The organism is Zunongwangia sp. SCSIO 43204 (assembly GCF_019904275.1).
GTDB lineage: Bacteria > Bacteroidota > Bacteroidia > Flavobacteriales > Flavobacteriaceae > Zunongwangia > Zunongwangia mangrovi.
In genome coordinates, this window is record NZ_CP063204.1 from 955,919 (window position 1) to 979,827 (window position 23,909).

The 23,909-nt window shown below is 36.6% G+C and carries 14 protein-coding genes; 5 read left to right on the plus strand and 9 right to left on the minus strand.

The features are described 5' to 3' along the window. Nucleotides 1–1,197, plus strand: coding sequence for an ABC transporter permease (locus INR75_RS04225; RefSeq protein ID WP_223090902.1), 1,197 nt, complete (start codon nucleotides 1–3; stop codon nucleotides 1,195–1,197). 352 nt (nucleotides 1,198–1,549) lie between these two features. Here INR75_RS04225 and dusB read toward each other — a convergent pair whose 3' ends face one another. The 4 genes from dusB to INR75_RS04245 all read right to left on the minus strand — a co-directional run bounded on the left by dusB (nucleotide 1,550) and on the right by INR75_RS04245 (nucleotide 9,470). Then, nucleotides 1,550–2,542, minus strand: coding sequence for a tRNA dihydrouridine synthase DusB (gene dusB / locus INR75_RS04230; protein ID WP_223091849.1), 993 nt, complete (start codon nucleotides 2,540–2,542; stop codon nucleotides 1,550–1,552). A gap of 296 nt (nucleotides 2,543–2,838) precedes the next feature. Further along, nucleotides 2,839–5,271, minus strand: coding sequence for an outer membrane beta-barrel protein (locus INR75_RS04235; RefSeq protein WP_223090903.1), 2,433 nt, complete (start codon nucleotides 5,269–5,271; stop codon nucleotides 2,839–2,841). Nucleotides 5,272–5,392: 121 nt separating this feature from the next. Next, the gene (locus INR75_RS04240; RefSeq protein ID WP_223090904.1) at nucleotides 5,393–8,341 is read right to left on the minus strand and encodes a glycoside hydrolase family 3 N-terminal domain-containing protein; all 2,949 of its coding nucleotides are present in this window, start codon (nucleotides 8,339–8,341) and stop codon (nucleotides 5,393–5,395) included. A 10-nt stretch (nucleotides 8,342–8,351) separates the two neighbouring features. Further along, entirely contained in the window at nucleotides 8,352–9,470 is a 1,119-nt protein-coding gene (locus INR75_RS04245; RefSeq protein ID WP_223090905.1) for an acyltransferase family protein, read from the minus strand. Between the two features lie 200 nt (nucleotides 9,471–9,670). Here INR75_RS04245 and INR75_RS04250 point away from each other — a divergent pair, with 200 nt between their 5' ends. From INR75_RS04250 to INR75_RS04260, 3 genes are read left to right on the plus strand one after another with little or no spacing between them, the layout of a single operon-like run. Further along, a complete protein-coding gene (locus tag INR75_RS04250) occupies nucleotides 9,671–10,942 on the plus strand; it encodes an ROK family transcriptional regulator (RefSeq protein WP_223090906.1) in 1,272 nt (423 codons plus the stop codon). Nucleotides 10,943–10,953: 11 nt separating this feature from the next. Beyond that, nucleotides 10,954–12,873, plus strand: coding sequence for a glucosamine-6-phosphate deaminase (gene nagB, locus INR75_RS04255; RefSeq protein ID WP_092539787.1), 1,920 nt, complete (start codon nucleotides 10,954–10,956; stop codon nucleotides 12,871–12,873). A 45-nt stretch (nucleotides 12,874–12,918) separates the two neighbouring features. Beyond that, nucleotides 12,919–13,863 carry an N-acetylmuramoyl-L-alanine amidase gene (locus INR75_RS04260; protein WP_223090907.1) on the plus strand — a complete coding sequence of 315 codons (945 nt, stop codon included), beginning with the start codon at nucleotides 12,919–12,921 and terminating at the stop codon, nucleotides 13,861–13,863. Nucleotides 13,864–14,229: 366 nt separating this feature from the next. On the opposite strand, the gene INR75_RS04265 is transcribed toward INR75_RS04260, so the two are convergent. The 5 genes from INR75_RS04265 to INR75_RS04285 all read right to left on the minus strand — a co-directional run bounded on the left by INR75_RS04265 (nucleotide 14,230) and on the right by INR75_RS04285 (nucleotide 22,836). Beyond that, nucleotides 14,230–15,438, minus strand: a complete 1,209-nt coding sequence (locus INR75_RS04265; protein ID WP_223090908.1) for an NlpC/P60 family protein — start codon at nucleotides 15,436–15,438, stop codon at nucleotides 14,230–14,232. Between the two features lie 18 nt (nucleotides 15,439–15,456). After that, the gene (locus tag INR75_RS04270) at nucleotides 15,457–16,476 is read right to left on the minus strand and encodes a dipeptide epimerase (protein WP_223090909.1); all 1,020 of its coding nucleotides are present in this window, start codon (nucleotides 16,474–16,476) and stop codon (nucleotides 15,457–15,459) included. A gap of 9 nt (nucleotides 16,477–16,485) precedes the next feature. Beyond that, nucleotides 16,486–18,147 carry a glycoside hydrolase family 10 protein gene (locus INR75_RS04275; RefSeq protein ID WP_223090910.1) on the minus strand — a complete coding sequence of 554 codons (1,662 nt, stop codon included), beginning with the start codon at nucleotides 18,145–18,147 and terminating at the stop codon, nucleotides 16,486–16,488. Nucleotides 18,148–18,265: 118 nt separating this feature from the next. After that, entirely contained in the window at nucleotides 18,266–19,768 is a 1,503-nt protein-coding gene (locus INR75_RS04280; RefSeq protein WP_223090911.1) for a SusD/RagB family nutrient-binding outer membrane lipoprotein, read from the minus strand. A gap of 5 nt (nucleotides 19,769–19,773) precedes the next feature. Then, nucleotides 19,774–22,836, minus strand: a complete 3,063-nt coding sequence (locus INR75_RS04285; protein ID WP_223090912.1) for a SusC/RagA family TonB-linked outer membrane protein — start codon at nucleotides 22,834–22,836, stop codon at nucleotides 19,774–19,776. A gap of 260 nt (nucleotides 22,837–23,096) precedes the next feature. On the opposite strand from INR75_RS04285, the gene INR75_RS04290 reads away from it, so the two are divergent. After that, nucleotides 23,097–23,852 carry a DeoR/GlpR family DNA-binding transcription regulator gene (locus tag INR75_RS04290; protein WP_223090913.1) on the plus strand — a complete coding sequence of 252 codons (756 nt, stop codon included), beginning with the start codon at nucleotides 23,097–23,099 and terminating at the stop codon, nucleotides 23,850–23,852. The last annotated feature ends 57 nt before the right edge of the window (nucleotides 23,853–23,909 follow it).

Here is a 23,909-nt window from a genome sequence, read left to right on the forward strand (position 1 = left end):
TTGAAGTTCCCTTTATACATCGCCAAACGCTACCTGTTTTCTAAAAGCAGTAATAATGCGATTAATATTATCACTATAATCGCTGCTATTGGCGTTTTTGCCGGGGCTTTTTCTTTATTTATCGTGCTTTCTGGATTCTCTGGCCTGCGTGAGTTTAGTCTTGCATTTGCTAATGAGTTTGATCCCGACTTAAAAGTGATTCCGAAAACGGGCAAAACCATTATTTTTTCTGAAAAATTAGATGAAGATTTTGCGAATATCGACGGAATTGCAAGCTACAGCAAAACTATCGAAGAACGTGTTTTCTTAGAATACGAAGAAAAAACAGCCTGGGCTTTTATAAAAGGAGTAGACGAGCGTTACCAGCAGGTTACGCAAATCGATAGCTCTGTCGATGGCACATGGTTTACCTCTTCAGAACCTCAGGTAGTAATTGGAGCTGATATTTCAAGGAAACTGAATCCCGGACTTTTTAATTATAACCGCTTAATGCGATTATTGGTTCCAAAACCAGGAAAGGGACAGGTTACCAATCCTGCCGATGCTTTTAACCAGAAAAGCGTTGTGGTTAGTGGTATTTATAATATTAATTCAGACCTTAATGATAAATACGTTTTCTCTAATATTGGTTTTGCGCAAAGCCTTTTAGATTTAGATGAAAACACCTTTAGCGCTGTAGAAATAAAATTATCTGCGGAGGCTGACGAAGAATCCGTAAAGGAAACAATACTGAAGTCCTTCGACAATTCAGTTGAAATTAGAACTCGAGCACAACTGAATGATGTACTTTACAAAATGCTAAATACTGAAAATCTTGCCGTTTACCTGATTTTCACTCTAGTTTTAATTATTGCATTATTCAACGTAGTGGGATCAATCATTATGGTAATTCTGGATAAAAAGGATAATATCAAAACCTTGCAGAGTTTAGGCGCGACACCAAAACAGATCAAAAATATTTTTTTTACCCAGGGAATGTTAATGTGTACCATTGGTGGAGGAATAGGACTTCTATTCGCCATTATCCTCATTTATCTGCAAATGCAATTTGATCTGGTAATGATCACACCTAGTTTAGCTTATCCCGTTACGATCGAAATTAGCAATATTCTCACCGTAATTTTAACCATAGGAATTCTAGGACTACTGGCCTCTTTCCTTGCCGCTGGAAGAAGTAAAAAAGCACTGGAAGAGTAAATTATTGATTCAGTAAGCAGTCTCAGTAGGCAGATTTTAGAAACTGTTAGCGCTGGCCTTTCAACAAAGAATTACTTTCTAAATTATATAATCTTGACTCTTGATCCTTGCTTTTAGGTCTATATTCTAAAATCTCACATCTAACTGCGTTAGCGATCTTATTTCTAACTTCTATCTACTTCTCAATACAATTTTATTTCCGTTTTCACTTCACTAAAATCACTCGAAGTTACACCTTCTTCATTCACAATTCAAAATATGCCAATAAAAATAAATCCTACTTCTCCAGTGCAATATCTAAACTCTAGAATCTAAAATCTCACAGCCAAGCGATCTTATTTCTAAATACTAATTAGACAAACTCGTAGCCGGCGAAATCTCTTTCTACCTCATCAAAAGCTTTAAAAACATCTGCAGCATCATCGCTGGTGACCATTTTCATGCGATATTCTTTAAAATGCGGAATACCTTTAAAATAATTGGTATAATGTCTTCTGGTTTCAAAAACACCCAGCTTCTCTCCTTTCCAATCGATCGACATTTGTAAATGTCTTCTCGCAGCTTCAACACGTTCCTGCAGAGTTGGTGGCGCTAAATGTTTTCCTGTTTTAAAATAATGCTTTACTTCTCTAAAAAACCACGGATTCCCGATACTTGCACGACCGATCATCGCGCCGTCTAAACCGTATTCATCACGCATTTCTACGGCTCTTTCAGGAGTGTCTACATCTCCATTTCCAAAAACCGGAATATGCATTCGGGGATTATTCTTTACTTCAGCAATCGGCCTCCAATCGGCTTCGCCTTTATACATCTGCGCTCTTGTTCTTCCGTGGATAGAAATCGCTTTGCAACCAACATCCTGTAAACGCTCGGCAACCTCAAGGATTTTTATCGAATCGTGATCCCAACCTAAACGGGTTTTTACAGTTACAGGGAGTTTAGTGTGTTTTACCATAGCTTCTGTTAGGGAAACCATGAGATCTATATCTTTTAAAATACCGGCACCGGCGCCTTTAGAAACTACCTTTTTTACCGGGCATCCAAAGTTGATATCGATAATATCAGGACCAGATTTTTCAACAATCTCGACAGATTGTAGCATGCTTTCTAAATTTGCCCCGAAAATCTGAATCCCAACCGGACGCTCTTTTTCGTAAATATCCAGTTTCATGGTACTTTTGGCGGCATCTCTAATTAAACCTTCCGAAGAGATAAATTCAGTAAAAACCACATCGGCGCCCTGTTCTTTACATAAAGCTCTAAATGGTGGGTCACTCACATCTTCCATTGGTGCTAAAAGCAATGGAAACTCTCCTACATCTATATCTCCTATTTTTGCCACGTTCATTTGTTTTTTAGAAAGAGCAAAATTAATAAATAAGATTGAAGAATTTAAAATTCAGGTAAACTACCTTTTTTCAAGCGCTTAGAGTCCCTTCTGAATGGACTTTGAATGATAATAAATTTTAAGAAAATGGAACTAAAGCAACATATTGCGCTATGATTACTTCAGCAAAAACAGAGTCTAAAATTCGATAATTTCAGCATAAATTTTTAAAATCTTTTAGCTGAAAAAAATCCGATTATTAAAACCAAGAATCATTTCCGCAGAAAAAGAGTCAAAGCCTCAATAGAGCATTAATCCAAGACATTTCTTTCCTGAAGCCTGGTTTCTTCATCAGCATTAATCGCTCGGCTATTATCGTTTAACCTAAAATTCCCAAAATTGTATCGAATACCAAAAGTGATTCTTCGCGTTTCAGAAATTGCATAAAATCCGTTATCCTGATTCAAATACTGGCTTTGCAGCGGAATATTCATGGTTCTAAAAAGATCTTCAGCATTTAAAGAAACTGAGATCTTATTGTTCATAAAAGTTTTACGTAGCCCTAGATCCAATCCAAATTGCGGGTCTTGATATTTGTAGCTTCCGGCTAAAATATTCGGTAAAAAATAGGTGTTTACATTACCACTAAATGTCCCGTCGCTACCAAAATAAAAGTAATTTCCTACATTCAAAAACGTACTAAATGTATCGATCTTGTAAGTTTCTGGAGCACTTTCTCTGGCATAGATCTGGTTTTCCATATAGAATCCAGATGCATACGCGTACAGGTAATACCAATTGGTCACAAAATTAGCGTAAGTAATATCTAAACTGAATTGCTGAGTGTAATCTAAATTGTCGTTTAGCGTTCGTAAGATCTGGTCTTGGTTATCCTGAAATGCTAAAACCGAAGGCGAATTATCTACCCTATCCCAATATAAATCGAAAAACAAGAAGCCTTTATGCGAATAATTGAAAGATACCTTATTCGCAATACCAGGCACCAAAGATGGATTTCCTTCTTTTACGTTATTCTCGTTAATATAATATTGAAATGGATTTAAACTCTGAAATCTTGGTCGCTCGATCCTTCTGCTATATTCAAAACTGATAGAATTCTCTTCGCCAACACTTCGCATCGCATAAAAAGTTGGGAATAACTGAAAATAATCCTGATCGTTTACGAGTCCGTTTTGGGTAGAAATCCCGGTAATATCTGTATATTCTCCTCTTAAACCAGCTTTTAAACTCCATTTCTCCCAATCTTTAGACGTACTAAAATAGGCTGCATAAATATTCTCGTCGTAATCTAAAGCATCTGAAAGATCATCTGCCTGATCTAATAAACTATCATAAAAATCGAGGCCACTATTAGACGTAATTCCAGAATATTTAATTCCGGTTTCTACAGGCAAACTTCCCATATTTGAAGTAATATCTACCTGCCCGGTATAAATATCTGAGTTTTGAAAACCCTGAGTTAAAATGGCATTATTTGTAATTTCATTACCACCGCCACTAAAATAAGTAGTATTTAGATCCTGATCCTGATTTTCATCAAACCGAATATAATTAGCTTGTGCGGATAATGTAGTTCCGTTTTCACCTAAACTTGTAGAGTAATCGGCATTAAAAAGCATGTTTTTGCCTTCATTTTCCAAACGGCTATCTGTAGTAAAAAATGAATCTAAAGCTTCTGAAGGATCATAAATATCTGTTCTTCCGTTTAGATCTGAGTCATTTTTTGGAGTGAAATTTAAATTAGCGCTAAGGCTTAAACTACTTTTTTCTGAAAGCGTAAAATCTAGGATCGTATTTAAACTATGCGCATAATTTTTTGTGTCGCGTTCAAAATCACCAAGCCATGTAGAGTTTTCTGAGCCATCCTGCTCAAAATAAGTCACATTACTTTCGTCGTTCTTGTAAATGTTTCTGGCATTAAAATTATAACTTGCAAAAGCATTTACGTTATTGGTTTTATAGTACTGGCTGGTCCCTAAACTATATTTTGGTAAAACTGCGATCGTGTTCGAGGCATTTACACTTCCTTTATATCCAATCGATGGATTTTTAGACATTACGATATTTAAGATCGCGCCACTACCTTCAGCTTCATATTTTGCAGGCGGAGTTGTAATCACCTCTACAGATTTTACATTTTCACCACTTAAACCTGCAAGTAACTGCTCTAACTCGGCCGTAGATAAATAAACTTTTCGGTCATTGATATATACCGTTGCTGGACGATTTTTCACTAATAATTCACCCTGACTAACAATTACACCTGGCGTTCGCTTTAAAATCTCGAAAGTGTTTAAACTTGAAATTACCGAGTTCTCGACATTGAAAGAAATTCGGTCTATTTTTCTTTCAATCTTGGGTTTTCTTGCTCGTACAGTAACCTCATCTAAATTATTACTGGCTTCCTGTAATTTGATATTCCCTAAACTAGTATTTCCTTCAACTTCTATACGCTTCAGATATTCTTCAAATCCTAAAAAACTAACTTTCAAGACATAAGCATTATCCTCTATTCCCTCGAATAAAAACTTACCATTATCTTCAGAAATAACACCTTTCACTACGGAAACTGAATCTTTAGCATTCAGCAAGATCACATTTGCAAAGCTTACCGCATCGTTATTTTGATCTAAAATTTGTCCTTCAACATCACTTTGAGAAAAAGAACGGTTAGATATAAATAAACTAAATGCTAAAAGGGGTAGATAGTATAGTTTGATCATTTGATGTAGTTAGTTTAGCATCGCAAATATATAGTTTTGAATAGAAATCAATTAAGCATTTACAAATAAATATGCCAAATACTATCTGAAAATCAAACAAATCCCTTATCGATAAAACGTTTTAATACCCCATAGAATCGTATAAAACTTGCTGAATTTGCGTTCGTGTATTTAAGCTATAAAGTCTTCGATTATCTCTGGTTGGCAGAACTCTGTTCGATAAAAATACAAAAAGAAGGTCTTTTTCTGGATCCATCCAAACCATTGTTCCGGTAAAACCGGTATGTCCAAAACTAGCTGCACTGGCATCTTTTGCGGTATTATTTCCCGGGCCGGTATATTCTAAATTTGGTTTATCGAAAGCTATTGCGCGACGATTATTATTTTCTGGAAACTGTGTTTTGGTCCATTCTTTAAACGTAGCTTCTTCGATATAACGCTCTCCCCCGTATTTACCCATATTCAAATACATTTGCATTAGTTTAGCTAGGTCGTTCGCGTTAGAAAATAATCCTGCATTCGCTGAAACGCCGCCCATCATAATCGCACCTTCATCGTGTACGCTTCCATGAATTGGCTCGTGTCTAAAATCAAAATCGCTTTCTGTAGGAACAATTCTGGAAATGTCGAATTCTTCTGTTGGACGATATCCTAAAGTTGTCGCACCTAATTTTGAGTAGAAATTTTCATTTAAATAGGTTCTGTAATTTTCATTACTCAAATTCTCTACGATCTGCGGAAGCAAATAAAAAGCAAGTCCAGAATATTTATACTCAGCTTTGTCTTCTAGCGGAGACTTTTTTATCGCCTTATACATCTTCTTTTTATAATTGCGATGCAGCCACATATCGTCACTTATTTTTATAGGAAACCTGGCCGAAGAATCCTTTTTAAACGTATTCCATTTATAACTTCCGTTCTTTCTTAGCGTATTTTGCCAGTAAGCGATCCAGGGTTTAAAACGTGCCTGGTGCGCAAAGATTTGGCGAAATGGAACTCCAGCTTTGTTGGAATTTTTAAAATACGGCATATAATCGTCGATCCCATCTTCTAAACTGAATTTACCTTCGTCGTGCAATTTCATTAATGCGGGTAAAGCCGAAGAAATTTTAGTTACCGAAGCCAGGTCGAAAAGATCTGAAGCTTTTGTTTTTATGGTATCGCTGTATTTGTGCAAACCATAAGCTTTTTGAAAAACAACTTTTTCGTCTTTTGCGATCAAAACCACTCCGCCCGGAATCGCTTTACGATCCATTGCCTGATGCATTAAAGAATCGATCCCATTTTGTAGAAAATCGGCATTCATTCCTGCATCTTCTGGTGCGGTATACGAAAAACGAATCTTTTCTGAAGTTTCCACGCCGTCGCCAGCCTTAAATATCTTACCAACACTTACCGGAAGTTTTCCATCAGCTTTAAATCCGCCAAAAATAAGTTGCGCTGCCTTTTGTTGCGATAATTCAGAGTCCTGATAAGCTTCAATTAATACCGTAGCTTCTTCAATATTGTCGATTTTATTCAGCGTATACGGATTTTTAAAAACGCTAAAAATAGTATGCTCATTTTGTGCAATTTCAGCAATAAATTTTAAAACCGAATTTGAATACTGAATGCTGTTTCTAGGATATTTACTGTGATCGTGTAAACCGGCAATCACTACATTATAATTCTTTAATTTTTCTTTTACTGCGGAAATCTGACTCGCACTGGCTTCATTTTTAAGCTGAAAATGATCGATCTTAGTATACCAGCCTAAATTTTCCTGAAAAGTGGTTTTCTTTTCTGCCCCGATTGAAACACTCGCGATTTTTAAGGTATCCAATCTTCGAAGCGGAATCATTTCCTGCTCATTTTTTAAAACCGTAAGCGATTTTTCAACCAATTTCTGCTGAATATATTTTGCATAAGAATTATTCAGTTCTTTATCAATATTCGCTGTTTTAAGCGCTTCATAATTATTTAGTCCAACCCATTGTTTTACCGCCAGCACTTTTCGGCATTTCTCATCGATATCTTTTTGAGAGATCACACCCTGGTTTATTGCTTTTCTAACTTCAGCAATAGCTTTTGGAACATCTTCTGTAAATTCTAAAAGATCGTTGCCGGCAATAATGGCTTTTTTATCCACAACGCCAGGTTCATTTCCGGTAGTTACGCCTTTCATGTTCATGGCATCGGTTACGATCAAACCTTTAAAACCAAGCTTCTCTTTTAAAATACCGCTAATAATCTTTTTAGATAAAGTTGAAGGAACGCCGCTACTATCCAGCGCCGGAATATTTAAATGCGCCACCATTACACCACCAATCCCAGCATCGATCAATTTTTTAAAAGGATACATCTCTAAACTATCCAATCTTGAAAATGGATGGTTTATTTGTGGTAAAGCTTTATGCGAATCGGTATCGGTATCACCATGCCCGGGAAAATGTTTGGCGGTGGTTAAGATCTTTTGATCCTGCATCCCTTTCATATACGCGATTCCTTTTTTGGCCACTTTTTCTTTATCCTCTCCAAAGCTTCGGTAATTGATCACCGGGTTATTAGGATTGTTATTTACATCTACCACGGGAGCAAAATTCATGTGTAGGCCGGTTCGTTTAATTTGGCGCGCTAATTCTTCTCCCATTTTGTATAATAAGGTGTCATCTTGTATCGCACCTAGAGCCATTTGATAAGGGAAACTAATCGTATTATCCAAACGCATTCCCAATCCCCACTCGGCATCAATTGCTCCAAGAAGCGGAACTTCAGCAACTAATTGGTAATCGTTCATTAACTGCACCTGTTTTTTCGCAGTTCCCTGAAAGAAAATGAGTCCGCCGATCTTTTGCTCTTTGATTAGCTTTAAAATTTCTTCTTTATGTTTCGAATCTCGATTAGAATAGGCTGCTACCATAATAAGCTGAGCTATTCGTTCATTGGGAGATAACTTCTGCATTACAGAATCCACCCATGTACTATTGGTATATTCTAAAAATTCGGGTTGCTGTTGTGCATAAGAACTGAATTGAATTCCGCAGCAAACAATGGTGGTTAGAAATAATTTCTTAAGAGAAAATAATCGCATTGGGTTAGGTTTAAACTTTGATATAAATTTTCTTTTTATCTAAAATATAGGCAATAAGCCACATGAACACTAAAAATAATAACGCATATAAAAATGATGCATTATAAGGAGATAACCAGCTTAGAAATAAATTTTGATAAATCCAGCCCTTTAAAGAGGTATCGCCAATAAATATAAGCCCCATGGTTAACACCACAACTCCGGAGAGTACAAAAATGAAAAGCGGATTTTTACCAAAAGGTTCAAAAAATCGCGACCAGGATTTAAAATTCGCAATTTCTAAAATCGCGATGAGTGCACTAAGAATAATTAGATCCCAGCCGGTACTTAAGATCACATAGGTACTGGTCCAGATAGGTTTATTAATAGGTAAATATAAATCCCAGGCAAGTGCAAGAGCGATCATCGCCAAACCGCCAAGAATGAACTGAACTACCAGTTTTTTCTTATTCGCACTTTGCTGAATAAAAGCGCCTGCCAGATAACCAAAAATAACATTCACCACTGCCGGAAGACAGCTAAGTAAACCTTCAGGATCAAACGGAATTCCAAAACCGTGATAAACATTTTCCTCGTTAAATATTAGCTGGTCGAATTTTAAAGCGGCATTTGCTTCAAGGCTATAAGGATCGCTTCCGCCATAAAACAGTAATAAAAACCAATAGAATAATAGGATAAAAATCGATAAAACGACGAGCCATTTTTTCTTCAGGAATCGAATGGCAATTGATGCTAATAAATAGCAGATGGCTATTCGTTGTAAAACACCCATGATCCGGATATCCAGAATATTCTTCAGAATAAATTCTCCTTCTACACGGCGAACAAAAGGATAATAAGTAAGTCCAAAACCAATTAAAAAGATAAGCGCTGCTCTTTTAAACGTTTTCGTAAAGAATTTTGTGTTACTCCATGTATTGATCTTTTTAAAACTAAAACTCATTGCATTTCCTACCACAAATAAAAAGGTAGGAAAAACGAGATCTGTTAATGTAAACCCATGCCAGGCTGCATGTTTAAAGGGAGCATAGATCGTAGCCCAGCTTCCTGGATTATTAACCAAAATCATAAGGGCAACCGTCATTCCGCGTAGAATGTCCAGTGATAAATAGCGAGAGGGAGAAGCCATATATTAAAATAAAATAAATCTTTTTTTATCTTCTTAAATGTACAAAATTTAATTAAATAAAAAATCTTCACTAAAATTTTACATTAAGTCTTTTGTAAACTAAATTTTTTATATACTTTTATTTTTCAGAAATTTAGTTCTTTGCAATAAGAATTAAATTTTTAACGAAAGGCGAAAAGCCTTGCATTTTTCCGACATGTATGAGTCTAAATTTACAGGATTTTCTAATAGAAGATGCTCAACTAGAAGAAATGAGCAATGTTGAGCGTAAAAAGGTACATCAAAAGACACGAATTATAAAGCATATGTTTCTTAATGGTGATACCTCTAATGCTGAAATTTGTACAAAATTTGGTATTAGTCTTCCTACCTCTATGGCACTTATCAACCAGTTACTGGACGATGGTATCGTAATTAAAAAAGGACGTGGAAAATCTGAAGGTGGCCGTAAACCAGATCTTTATGGTTTAAAAGAACATTCCTTTTTTGTATTAAGCATACATATAGAGCGCTTCAAGATAAAATTGGCACTTATAGATAATAATCACAGTATTGTAAAAGAAGAAATTCTGGAAACACAGATTTCTACCAACTCCAATATTGTAGACCTTTTATATGATTTTTCTCAGGAGTTTTTTGAAGCTTCAGAAGTAGATCATAAAAAGATCATGGGTGTAGGAATAAGTATGCCAGGTCTGGTATCTTCAGAAGAAGGAAAAAACTTTACCTACTATTTAACCGAACAGGATCCTACATCACTACGAGACAAATTCGAAGAGCGATTCAAAAAACCGGTAGCCATCTTAAATGATGCAAAAAGTGCTTCTTTGGCCGAATTTCATTTTGGCCTTGCTAAAGAGAAACAAAACGTACTGGTGATCTCTATGGATTGGGGTGTTGGACTGGGAATTATTATGGGTGGAAAGATCCACTCTGGAGTTTCTGGTTTTGCCGGTGAGTTTGGACATATCCCAATGGTAGAAGATGGTATGCTTTGTCACTGCGGAAAAAGAGGTTGTTTAGAAACCGAAGCTTCTGGACTGGCTTTAGTGAGAAAAGTAAAAGAAGGACTTAAAAATGGACAAACCTCTATTTTAAATAGTCTTACTCCTGAAGATCTTGAAAAATTAGAACCAGATACTATTATTGAAGCGGCCAACAAAGGCGATCAATTCGCGATAAACTCACTTTCTGAAATAGGAATTAGCCTTGGTAAAGGTATCGCGATCTTAATACAGATCTTTAATCCAGAACTTATTGTGCTGGAAGGAAAGATCGCCAAAGCAAAACAATTTATTACCACCCCAATTCAGCAATCCATGAATATTTATTGCATGATGCAGCTGAAGGAAAAAACAAATATAGAATTATCGAATCTTGGCAATAACTCTAGTCTTTATGGCGGCACCATCGCCGTAATGGACAGTATTTTCAAGAATCAAATTACAATGATTAAGTCACATTTAAGTTAAAATAGATACTCATGGCCAGATTAAATCTCTTAGAAGAAACACGTTTTGAGAAGCTCCCTGTAAAAGTTTACAAAGACGAAAATTCAGCTTCTGTAAAAGTTGCAAAGCGTATCGCTAAGATTATCAAAAAAAGACAGGAAAAAGGAAAAAATGCTGTTTTAGGTCTAGCAACCGGAGCTACTCCTGTAAAAGTTTATGAAGAACTAATACGTCTTCATAAAGAAGAAGGTCTTAGCTTTAAGAACGTTATTACCTTTAATCTGGACGAATATTATCCAATGCAGCCAGATGAAAACCAGAGCTACGTAAAGTTCATGGACGAAAATCTGTTTAACCATGTGGATATTCCAAGAGAAAATATCAACATCCCAGATGGGACGCTTGCCAAAGAAGATATTGCAGATTTCTGCCTTAAATACGAAGAGAAAATTACTGAAGTTGGTGGTTTAGATCTTCAGGTGCTTGGTATTGGTAGAACAGGACATATTGGTTTTAACGAACCTGGTTCTGCTCCTAACAGTGGTACACGTTTAGTTACTTTAGATGATCTTACAAGACGTGATGCTTCTCGTGATTTTGGTGGAAAAGAAAATGTTCCTACCAAAGCCATTACCATGGGAATTGGTACCATCTTTAAAGCTCGAGAAATCATTTTAATGGCATGGAGTAAAAAGAAAGCTCCAATCATTAAAAAAGCGGTTGAAGGTGAAATCTCTGGAAGCGTACCAGCAACTTATCTTCAATTAAACGATCATGTAGAGTTTATTTTGGATGAAGATGCAGCTTCAGAATTAACAAGATTCGACACTCCATGGTTAGTAAAAGATTGTAGCTGGGATAAAGACCAAATTAAGAAAGCCGTAATCTGGTTATCTAACGAGGTTAACAAGCCAATTTTAAAGTTGACCGACGAAGATTACAACAGCCACGGTATGGCGCAGCTGGCTACAGAAAAAGGGCCTGCTTACAACATTAATATCGACGTATTTAATCAATTACAGCATACGATTACCGGTTGGCCTGGTGGAAAACCAAACGCAGATGATACGCAGCGTCCAGAACGTGCAGAACCTGCTAAAAAACGTTCGATCATCTTTAGTCCGCACCCAGATGATGATGTAATTTCTATGGGAGGTACTTTTATTAGATTGGTAGACCAGGGACATGATGTACACGTGGCTTATCAAACTTCTGGAAATACCGCAGTTTGGGATACCGATGTATTACGTTATGTAGAGTTTGCGATCGATTTTAACAGAAGTATCGGTGAAGACACCAGCAAACTAGAGGAGATCTACGATAACTTCAATAAGTTTATTACTGAAAAGCGTCCAAATGATATAGATCTTCGTGAGATCATGGACGTAAAAGGTTTTATCAGAAAAACTGAAGCGATCGCTGGTGCTCGTTATGCAGGTTTAGTAGATGATAATATTCATTTTATGGCTTTACCATTCTACGAAACTGGTAAAAAAGTAAAAAGCCCGGTAACTGAAGAGGATGTAAAAATTACGATGGAATTACTTCAAAAAGTAAAACCTCATCAAATCTTTGCTGCTGGTGATTTTGCAGATCCGCATGGTACTCATATTGTATGTTTCAATATAATTATTGAAGCGATGAAACGTCTTCGCGAAACCGAAGAATGGACAAAAGACTGTTGGTTATGGATGTATCGCGGTGCATGGCAAGAATTTGATATCCACGATATCGAAATGGCCGTTCCGCTTTCTCCACAAGAAGTGGCTAGAAAACGTGAAGCTATCTTTAAACACCAATCACAAAAAGACACTCCGGTATTCCCTGGTGACGACGAACGTGAATTCTGGGTACGTGCTGAAGAAAGAAACAGCGAAACCGCAATGTCTTACCATAACTTAGGACTTGCAAATTACGAGGCGATAGAAGCCTTTGTTCGTTGGAAATTCTAGTACAGTTTTAACCAGGATTCCGTATTTTGGTAACAAACTGTGACGATGACATATTTTAGAAAAATTTTGATTTTAGGAGGTTTGGGTTTGATGATCTCATGTTCTTCAAACCCTTACCGTACTACCAACAAAGTATACAAGAAAAAGGCGAAAGCCTATGCTAAAGAACTTAGTAGATTCCCACTAGAGGAAACCCAGACTGATTCCGCACTCAATTTTGGTGAGTACCCTGTGGGAACTACTAATTTTAATCTTCGACGGCCAAATTTTGTAGTAATCCATCATACCGCTCAGGATTCTACAATCCAAACCTTAAATACATTTACCATCCCAAGAACTTCGGTAAGTTCACACTATGTCATTGGTGATGATGGCGAGGTTTTTCATATGCTGAATAATTATTATCGTGCCTGGCACGGTGGTATTGGCCAGTGGGGACACACTACAGATCTTAACTCTTCTTCTATTGGAATCGAACTGGATAATAACGGTAAAGAAGTCTTTTCTGAAGCTCAAATTTCAAGTCTGCTTGATGTTTTAAAACAATTAAAAGAGGATTATAAGATCCCTGCTGAAAACTTTATAGGACATCTGGATATTGCTCCCGGAAGAAAAGTAGATCCCAGTGCCGATTTCCCCTGGAAACGCTTAGCCGAAGAAGGCTACGGAATTTGGTATGATGAAGATAGTATCGAAAACATACAATTTGAGCATGAATTTTTTACAGAAAATCAGCTGAAAATCGATAAAATCTCACCTGTTTTTGAACAACGAATTGCCTTACTGGACAGGTATTTATTTAACAACGTAATCCCAGCCGATTTTAATATTGCAGAAGCACTAAGAATTATAGGTTACAATATTAACGACCTAGATGCAGCGATCAAAAGCTTTCAAATTCATTTTCTTCAGGAAAAAGAGAACGTAGACGGTATTTTAAATGCTGAAGAGATCAAAATTCTATATAATTTATATCGAAAATCGCTTTAATTAGAAGTTAGATGTTAGAATATAGAGCATAGAAAATAGACACAAGAATCAGGCGACAAGGTTGTATAATTTCGAAGGCAATTTTTATTGACAGCTAATAGCTAAAAGCTGTCAACTGTAAACCGTTAATTTTTCGTCATCTCGACCAAGCCTCGCCCACAAGCAGGCGTGGTGGAGAGATCTGTTTCGAAATGTAAACAAGATTGAGATTTCTCGACTCCAATTCATTACGCTCGAAATGACAAATCACTGTAGACAAAAGATCAGAAGTCAAGAATCTACAATCTCAGCATCAATTTTCGCTGAAAGCTGACCGCTAATAAATAAAAACTGTTCACTGTAAACTGTAAACCGTGAACTTAAAAACTACTCCGTAAAAATATCCTGTTCTTTTAAATACTGTAATCCTTTACCTTTTTCGTTTAGGATTCGTTTAGATCGCAGGTAACGATTATAGTTGTATTCGTCGAAATCTTCAGCGGTGGTGTCCATCGTGCTTATGTGCACATCACCCATCGAATGAATAAATTTCTGATCGCCAATCCACATTCCAACATGAACAACTCGTTCTTTTGTAGAATCTGTAGCTGGTCTTCCGAAGAATAATAAATCTCCGGCAACAAGATTTTCAAAGTTCCTAGTAGAATCCACTAAAACTCCTGTATGTACTTGTTGTGAAGCATCACGCGGAATCACCATTCCGTTTAAAAAGTAAACTGTTTTGGTAAAACCACTACAATCTACTCCTTTTGGCGAAGTTCCTCCCCATAAATATGGCAATCCCATTAATTTTTCACCCGTCGAAATAAGCGATTCTCCGTCTACTTCTAAATCGGCTAACCAGGTTTTATAAGGTTTCGCATCAGATTTTGGAACAAAAGCCGTTCGGCCATCGGGATAAGAAATCTCGTAGAAATTTCCGTTTTCAGCAGTAAGTTCTAAAATATCTCCGGCAACAAGATCTGAAACCACCTCAGCATCATTTTTAGCCGATTTTAGCGATTTTCCGTAGGGATTTAAATAGATCAGCTTTTCTTTAGATTTCCAGTCAGCAAACGCTTCTTTGGTCATATTCTGAATCCCGCCGTAATCTACCCAGGCCAGATAACCATCTGGTGACTGAATATAATACCAGCTTCCCTCCTTTTTATACACTTTCACCGGCATTCCCAAAGTAGCTTGTGTCACTAACTGCGAAGCATGGCGTGGTTCTTCACGAAGATTCGCTACAGAAATTTTGATCACTCCCATCGTTTGATCCTCTAAACCTTCAGTATCAGGTAAAGTTTCGATATTCGACGTGAATTTTAATCCTTTTTGGTTAAGTGTTTTTTCTAAATCTTCAGCAGCTTCAGGTATATTCGTTTCGCCTTCGATCGTAAACTCATCAGCATTTTTTTCAGCTTCAAAATCGAATAACGCCACTCTGCCATCAGGTGCATAAACATTTTCTAAGCTATCGATAATAACTTGCGCTTCGTTCTTTTCTTCGGAAGTTGTTTCCGGTTTTTCATTACAGCTTAGCAAAACCGCGGTTAAAGCCAATGTCCAAAAACTATATTTTTTTATCTTCATTTTTACTGAATTTCAATCTTATTCAAATTTAAACAATTTTACACCGGTACCATTTTCCGTAGGATAAATCACTTTTTCTGAAGTAATCTTGACTCCGGTTGAAGTATCATTCTTCAACAATAAAGCACCGTCCATATCTACAAAATCGAGCATAGGAGCAAGTTGCGCAATTGCAGAAATCCCAACGGTCGATTCGGTCATACAACCCACCATCGTTTTTAAACCAAGAGATTTTGCTTTTGCAATCATTCGTAATGCCGGGGTAATTCCGCCACACTTGGTGAGTTTTATATTTACACCATGAAAACGTTCGGCACACTTTTCAACATCGCTTTCTACGATACAACTTTCGTCGGCGATTATTGGTAATGCTGAATTTTCATAAAGCATTTTTTGACCATCAAGATCATCTACCGGAAGTGGCTGCTCTAAAAATTCAACATTTAATTCTTTCAAAATAAGGCTATTTTCGATCGCTTGTTTTGCGTTCCACGCTACATTTGCATCGATTCTAAAAACCGATTTTGTATGTTTTCGAAGCTCTTTTATAATTTCGATATCATGATCTGTTCCTAGCTTGATCTTATACAAAGGCCACGGAAAATCTTTGATCTTACGAATCATCTCTTCAGTGGAAGCAATTCCTATCGTATAACTGGTTTGAGGCGCTTCAGAAGGATCCAATTTCCACAATTTATAGAGCGGTTTTTGCTTTCTTTTTCCGTAGAGATCGTGCAAGGCCATATCTAAAGCACAAAGCGCGAAAGTTTCGGTCTTTAATTCAGGATAAAGCTTCTCCCAAATCACTTCGGGAGGTTCTTCGATATGATCTTCGACGATTTTCTCGACTTTTTTTAGAGACTCGATCATCCCTTCTACCGTTACCCCGTAATACGAAGTTGCGGCTGCCTCGCCAAAACCGGTAAAACCATCTTGAGATACCGAAACTACCAAACTTGGCTGCACATCGCGCGAGGTATGACTAATCCTAAAGGTATCCTTTAATTGCAGTTGATATTGGTGATATTCGATCTTCATTTTATCGATTTATTCCAGAATAATTTCTTTAAAATCACTTTGATTCCCGGTGCGATCTACCGCTGTAATACCAATTTTCGATAATTTCACCTTTTTTTCTCCAACCAGGTAAGAAAGTGTGGTTTTAAGTTCTGAAAGCTGATCATTATTCAAAATCTTAAAATCCCATTTACTGCCTTCATACTGAAAATATAAAACCCATCTAAAAACATCATTTTCATCTGGATGTTCCCAGGAAATTCGTAGCGTATTTGCATCAAGATTAGTTAAAATTTCAGGTGATTTTGGAGCTTTATTATCCATCCATGGGCTTGGTGGCACCAAAGCCGGTTTTCTAAAATAATTTTCAGCTAAAGCTTTTTCAGCTTCTTTATTATCCATCAACGCTTTAAGATTCCACAATACCGCTCCCGGATCCTTAGCTAACATTCCGCGAGTGATCAGGATCTGATTGAACAACTCGTTCTCGTAACCTTCTTCTTCGATCAAACCGGCATTAATTCCTGGCCAAACATGTCGGTTTTTAGTATTTTCTTCTTCCCACCAGTTTAATAAAACCGGAAAACTCTGCGGAATTTGATCGGTCTTCCAATACAACTGTGGCGTTAGATAATCTACCCAGCCTTCGTTTAGCCATTTTTTGGCATCGGCATACAACTTTTCGTATTGATCGTAACCGGCGATAGATTGTGGATATCCGGGCCGCCAGATCCCAAACGGACTAATCCCAAATTTTACAAAACTCTTCTCTTTTTTAACCAATTTCGCCACACGTTCGATAAAATCATCTACGTTTTTACGACGCCAATCTCCCCTACTCAATTTTCCGCCTTCAGTTTTGTAGGCATTCCAGCTTTGATCGTCTGGGAAATCTTTCCCACCATTATAAGAATCGTAAGGATAAAAATAATCGTCAAAATGAATTCCGTCTACATCATAACGTTTCACCAAATCTTCTACAACCGCTGCCGTACGATCCTGAACATCTTTACGAGCAGGATCCATCCAGTACATTCCGTTTTGTAGCTTCACCACCATCTCTGGATTTTTTTTCACTACGGAAGCTTCGCTAATTTCGCCACCGGTAGTATGATACGCCCGATACGGATTTAACCAAACATGCAATTCCATACCGCGTTTATGTGCTTCGTTAATCCAAAAAGTTAGCGGATCGTAAAAAGGTTGTGGCGCTTTTCCCTGCTGTCCGGCGATGTAATAAGACCAGGATTCGATATCACTTTGATACAAGGCATCGGCTTGCGGACGCACCTGAAAGATCAGCGCATTATAGTTATGATTCGCTAAAAAATCTAACAATTTTATAGCTTCACTTTGTTGCTGGGCGGTTGGCAAACCAGAACGTGACGGCCAGTTAATATTGGCTACAGTTGCAATCCATGCAGCACGAAATTCAGCTACATCGATTGGTGGTTTACTTTTTATGATTTCTTCTTCTACCTCAACTTCCTTGGGTAATTCTTCCAGGCTAACCTTGGTTGGTGTTGTGGTATCAATTTCAGCTTCTTTATCTTCTTTAGGAATTTGCGTTTCTACAACTTCCGGCTGATTTTCTGGCTTAGAAGTTTGCACCGTTTGCTGTGTTTTACAGGAAAAAAGGAGCAAAACACTCCAAATAAATAAACTACTTCTTAACAGGTAGGGTCTTTTCATTATTGAATGCTGACGCATAATTAGTGGTTAAGTTCAAATAGCCAATTCTAATTATAGAATAAAGCTTGCTCAAAATTAATTAATCTCGAACAAGCTTTATAAATCTAACCTGAAAAATTTATTCTTCGGTATCCCACCAAACTGGTGTCGTTAATCGTATTGCAGGATCATTATTTGGCATATTTTCATAATTACGATCTTCTTCATTGTACTCGTACATCATTGCTCTTAACCAATCATCTTCGCCAGGAAAGATACTAACGTTCACATTTTCCGGACGTTCTAAACCTGGATAAATTTCATCACTATAATCCACCCTTCTAAAATCTACCCAAGTTTCTGGGTTTAGCATATTTGCAATATATTTTTGAACAAAGATCTGAGATAAGTCAAAACTTTCCTGACCAATTTCTTCATCGATTGTAGACATATATGCTGAAATTTCTTCAGAAGAAATATTTAATTTTTCCAGATCTGCCTCTACACCCTCCAAATAAGCAGAATATGCACCTGCTACATCACCGCTTCGATATCTAGCTTCAGCTTCAATAAATTTTACTTCAGAAAAAGTCATCATAAAAGTAGGTGAATCTGGAGAGGTATAGAATCCGCCATATCCAATAGAATAGTTATCTGCTTCTTCTGCATCTACTCCTGCTCCCGTTGGCACACCCTGATAGCCTCCGTTAACAGCTTCTGGAACAATTACTGATAATCGTGGATCTTCGAAATCTTCTTCAATGTTCAATGGGTCCTGCAAAAGTTCTACAAAAAATTCAGAAAAGTAATCGAATCTGGTAGAGCCGTAACCACTAACACTAAATGGCTGATTATCGTTACTGGCTTCTCCTCCACCGTATTCAATAAGTGCATTATCTTCATTAGAAACAAATCCATTTTCTACAGCTGTAATAACGGCTTGTGGATCGTAAGCATGTTCTCCAGAAGATTTTTTAGTAAGATGATTCAAATATCTAGCTTTAATAGAGTTTGCAAAACGTCTCCATTGTGCTAAATCACCATGATATAAAATATCTCCACCTTCATCGTCCAAGCCTAATTCACTCTCCATATCTAGCTCCAATAAAGCCTCATCTAATAATTGAAAAATTCTTTCGTAAACTTCTTCCTGAGTAGAAAACTCTGGCTCTAGTTCTATCGTTTGTTCTGGATCATAGCTATCTTCCATAACTATAGAACCATATTGATCTGTGGCCATTCCAAAAAGATAAGCTCTAAGTATCTTTCCTACTGCAGTATAATGTGGTGAATTGTACTCTTCACCTAAATAAATTAGATCTGCCGTATTTGGCAATGCATAAACATATACATTTTGCCATAAAAAATAATTACCTGTAGTTAAGAAAGTATTCCAGGATTCTGAATAGTATGCTGCCGTATTTTGAGAACCATATTGCACGACTCCCAGTACTTCTCTAACTCCTCTATATTGCGCAGTTGCAACAGTGTTTTCTATAGCTCCTTCAATTCTATATTGTGGGGCCAACCCTGTATTGGTAGGTTGAGTTACTGAACTGTTCACATCAAAATAATCATCGCTACATGAAAACGATGTTACCAATGCAGAAACAGCAAATATATAGTTATAAATCTTTTTCATAATTCTTAAAATTTAAATCGTAATCCTACATCAAATCCTCTTGTGTTTGGTGTACCCAAATTATCAATACCCATAGATCCTGCTCCCTGTATACCGGCACCATACGTATTAACTTCTGGATCTACTCCAGAATAGTCTGTTATAGTAAAAAGGTTTCTTCCCGTTACAGAAAGCTGAGCTGAAACTACATTAAATTTATCCAGAAAATCTGAAGGTAAATCATATGAAAACGTTACATATCTTAATCTTGCATATGAAGCATCTTCTATAAAATTTTCTGCATTTTGAGAATAATATTGCTGAAAATATTGCTGATCTGTAACCTCTACCGTATTTGGATTTCCATTTGCAGTTACACCTTCAACTACTCTCGTTCCTCCTGTAGATCTCCCCAAAGTTTCTTCAGCTAAACCATAATAGGCTAGAGCAGATTTTGTAGCATTATAAGCCTCCTGTCCTTGTACAATATCCAGAAGGAATGTAAAATTAAAGTTTTTGTAAGACAGTGTATTTGTTATTCCCAAAGTCCAATCAGGTAATCTATTTACATCATCGTAGATTACTGTTTCTAATTCTGGTAATCCATCTGCACCAATTATAAATTCTCCTGCATCGTTTCTAACCGCCTGATAACCTCGAAGTCCAAATAGTGAACCTCCAAGTATAGCAGCACCAGCAGCAGTATTACCAAATGTCCATGAATCTGATAAATATACTTCGTCTAACTGCCCAGGCAATTCGATAACATCACTTTGGTTCACTCCCAAATTATAGGTCATATCCCATTGAAAATCACTTTCCCTAGGAAATAATTTAGCTGTTAATAATGCTTCTATACCTTTATTCTCAATAGAGCCCCCATTTAAAGTTGCATAGAAAGTTCCTGCCGATGGTGGAACCCTAATATCCTCCAAAATTTGATTTTCAGATTTACTATAATAAAAACTCATATCGAGTCCTAATCTATTTTCAAAAAATCGGGAGTCAAATCCAAATTCATAACTGTTCGTAAATTCAGGTTCTAACTCTGGATTACCAATATCGACCCCGTTATAAGTGTAGGCAGAACTTGCAAGTGAGTTAATATTTGTTCCAAGAAAGCTCTCTAAAGCACCAATTGGTGCATCTTTACCTACTTTTGCCCAAGTAGCTCTTAATTTTAAATAGGTTAATCCATTATCTGAAGTAATATCATTACCTCCCTGGCTCAATAAATCTGTTAGAACTGCAGATGAACCTATCGAAGGATAAAAGAATGAACGATCTTCTTGTGGTAAAGTTGAGCTCCAGTCGTTTCTACCGGTAAAGTTTAAAAATAAAGCATCTTTCCATCCAAATTTTACTTCTCCAAAAACCCCAACGGCCCTTCTTCTTCTAATAATTTCTGTTATTGATTGATTTTCCTGAGAAACATTACCAATACTATAAATTCCTGGTGCCTGAAAACCATCTCCATAAGTATACACTGTATGAACTTTTAAGTCTTCTACCATATTACCTACTAAAGCATCTACAGCAAAATCCTCTGTAATATCTTTATTATAGCTAATAATTAAATTCGACGTAGTTCTTCTATTTTCTCTTTCAAACTGACTTATATAACCTTCAGATCTGTTTTCGATTAGTGAACCAGTACCAATAACCTGTTTACTAAATTCTCTAAAATAATCTGTTCCCAGCTTATAGGAAATATTAAAATTATTGAGGAAATCATAGCTTACATTCACAATTCCTAGTAATCGATTTACTTTATTTTCGTTAGGACTATTTTCTAAACTCCAGTATGGATTATCAAAGGTCTGATCATTATAAAACATTCTTTGAGAGCCATCGTCATTATAGTAATCCTGAATATCAATATTTACAGGATAGGACAATAAACTACTATAACTACTACCACTGGCATTTCCTTGTCTGGTACTTCCTATTTCACTTACAATATAATTTGCAGATGCACCTACAGTTAGTTTATCATTTACTTGAGAACTGGTATTAATCTTGAAAGAAGTTTTATCATAACTTGTTCCGTCAATTACACCATCTTGAGAAAGATCACCAATAGATAAATACATTGTTCCTTTTTCTGAACCTCCAGAATAGCTCACATTATGATTTTGTGTAACCGCGGTTTGATAAAAATCGCTGATATGATCATAGGTTTGTGCCCCCGAAACTTCTGGTCCCCAACTAAACGGAGATTGAGTTTCATAACTAAATCCATCTGTACTCAATATTTGTGTTCCCTGTCCATAATTTTGCTGTACGTCTGGAGTGCCTAAAACTTCGTCTACAGAAAATGTTCCTGAGTAAGAAACCGTGCTACTACCGGCCTTTCCTTTTTTAGTTGTAATAATAACAGCTCCTTCTGCAGCCTGAATACCATAAAGAGCAGCCGCTGCAGGTCCTTTTAGAACAGATATATTTTCTATATCCTCAGGATTTAAATCGGCAGCGCGGTTAATGCTGGCTACAGTCAAACTAGATCCAGTAGAGTTATCAATAGGAATACCATCTACTACGAATAATGGCTGGTTGTCCCCGGTAATAGATGTACCTCCACGAATTAGGATCACTGAAGAAGAACCAGGAGCTCCACCAGAATTTCCTATAGTTACCCCAGAGACTTTACCTTGCAGACCACTTACCACGTTTTGCTGATTTCCTTCTAAAACTTCTTCTGAAGTTACTTCTTGCACAGAATAACCTAGAGCTTTTTTCTCTCGCTCTATACCAAAAGATGTAACAACAACCTCGTTTAAACTTTCTGTATCAACGGTCATGGTAATGTTAAAAGCAGACTGATCTTCTACTTGTACCTCCTGAGTAGTAAAACCTATGGAAGAAAATACTAGAATTGCACCTTCAGCATTTGGAATGCTTAAACTGAATTTACCGTCAAAGTCGGTTACCGTACCTATATTCGAATTTTTTACCCGAACATTCACTCCAGGAAGCGGAATTTGATCTTCATCCACAACAGTTCCTGAAATGTCTCTCTCCTGTGCCCAAATCTGTATTGAAAACAATAAGAATAGTAACAAGACTGGTCGCTTGAATTGTCTTTTCATAGTAGTTCGTTAACAATTAGTTATAAAACAAACTTATTATTTAAATTTTCTAAAAGCAATAAAAAGCAGCATTTATTAAAAAATAATGCAATATTTAAAGTTAAATAATATATTTATTGCGACAAAAAACAGCATTTTACCATGTTTCAATAAAAATTATATTTTAATAAAATATCTATATTTTAACATATTATATAGTTTTTATCGATATTTAGCCTTGATATAAACTATGCAAATATCAAATTGTAATCATTCCTACAATGAAAAAAAAAGAACGACACGAGATTATTTTAAACGAAGTTCATTTACATAACAGAGTACTGCTAAGCGACTTAACCAATATTCTTAATGTCTCTATGGATACCGTAAGAAGAGATCTTGTAGAACTGGATAAAGAAAAACAATTAAAAAAGGTTCACGGCGGCGCGGTATCTAATGGTTTCAACATACATTCCGATCAAAATCGAGAGATCTATGAGTATGAAAATAAGTCAGTCATCGCTAAAAAAGGCGTTTCCCTTTTAAATCATGGTGATGTTGTGCTTATAACGGGTGGGTCTACAAATTTAGAACTGGCAAAATTATTACCCAAAAAGATGAATCTTACCTTTTTTACGCCCAGCCTACCTATGGCGGTAGAATTGCTTAATAATTCATCTATGCTAAGCGAAGTACACTTAATTGGCGGAAAACTCTCTAAAGGATCTCAATTAGCTACCGGCGGAAGTTCTATTAATACCTTAGCTGAAATTACTGCAGATATTTGCTTTCTAGGAACCGGTTATATGGATTTAGAAAAAGGAATTACTGAAATTGACTGGGAAATTGCTCAGATGAAGAAAGCAATGGTCAATTCTTCAAAAAAGATCGTTTCCCTAAGTATTTCTAAAAAATTGAATACCATAAACCGCTATAAGATCTGTGATCTTACGCAAGTAGACACAATGGTAACCGAATTAGACCCTTCAGATAAAAGCCTTGAAAAATATCAAAAAGCAGGTCTAAAATTGCTCTAAACTATAAGCCGATATTCGATATTATTTGAGCTCTTTTTTATAATTGATTAAACTCCT

Excerpts from the sequence above, each read along its gene's own strand:
- INR75_RS04280 (WP_223090911.1), bottom strand. The coding sequence starts at position 19,768 with ATGAAAAAGATTTATAACTATATATTTGCTGTTTCTGCATTGGTAACA.
- INR75_RS04240 (WP_223090904.1), bottom strand. The coding sequence starts at position 8,341 with ATGCGATTATTTTCTCTTAAGAAATTATTTCTAACCACCATTGTTTGC.
- INR75_RS04265 (WP_223090908.1), bottom strand. The coding sequence starts at position 15,438 with ATGAAGATAAAAAAATATAGTTTTTGGACATTGGCTTTAACCGCGGTT.
- INR75_RS04275 (WP_223090910.1), bottom strand. The coding sequence starts at position 18,147 with ATGAAAAGACCCTACCTGTTAAGAAGTAGTTTATTTATTTGGAGTGTT.
- INR75_RS04235 (WP_223090903.1), bottom strand. The coding sequence starts at position 5,271 with ATGATCAAACTATACTATCTACCCCTTTTAGCATTTAGTTTATTTATA.
- INR75_RS04250 (WP_223090906.1), top strand. The coding sequence starts at position 9,671 with ATGAGTCTAAATTTACAGGATTTTCTAATAGAAGATGCTCAACTAGAA.
- INR75_RS04285 (WP_223090912.1), bottom strand. The coding sequence starts at position 22,836 with ATGAAAAGACAATTCAAGCGACCAGTCTTGTTACTATTCTTATTGTTT.
- INR75_RS04290 (WP_223090913.1), top strand. The coding sequence starts at position 23,097 with ATGAAAAAAAAAGAACGACACGAGATTATTTTAAACGAAGTTCATTTA.
- nagB (WP_092539787.1), top strand. The coding sequence starts at position 10,954 with ATGGCCAGATTAAATCTCTTAGAAGAAACACGTTTTGAGAAGCTCCCT.
- INR75_RS04260 (WP_223090907.1), top strand. The coding sequence starts at position 12,919 with ATGACATATTTTAGAAAAATTTTGATTTTAGGAGGTTTGGGTTTGATG.
- INR75_RS04270 (WP_223090909.1), bottom strand. The coding sequence starts at position 16,476 with ATGAAGATCGAATATCACCAATATCAACTGCAATTAAAGGATACCTTT.
- INR75_RS04245 (WP_223090905.1), bottom strand. The coding sequence starts at position 9,470 with ATGGCTTCTCCCTCTCGCTATTTATCACTGGACATTCTACGCGGAATG.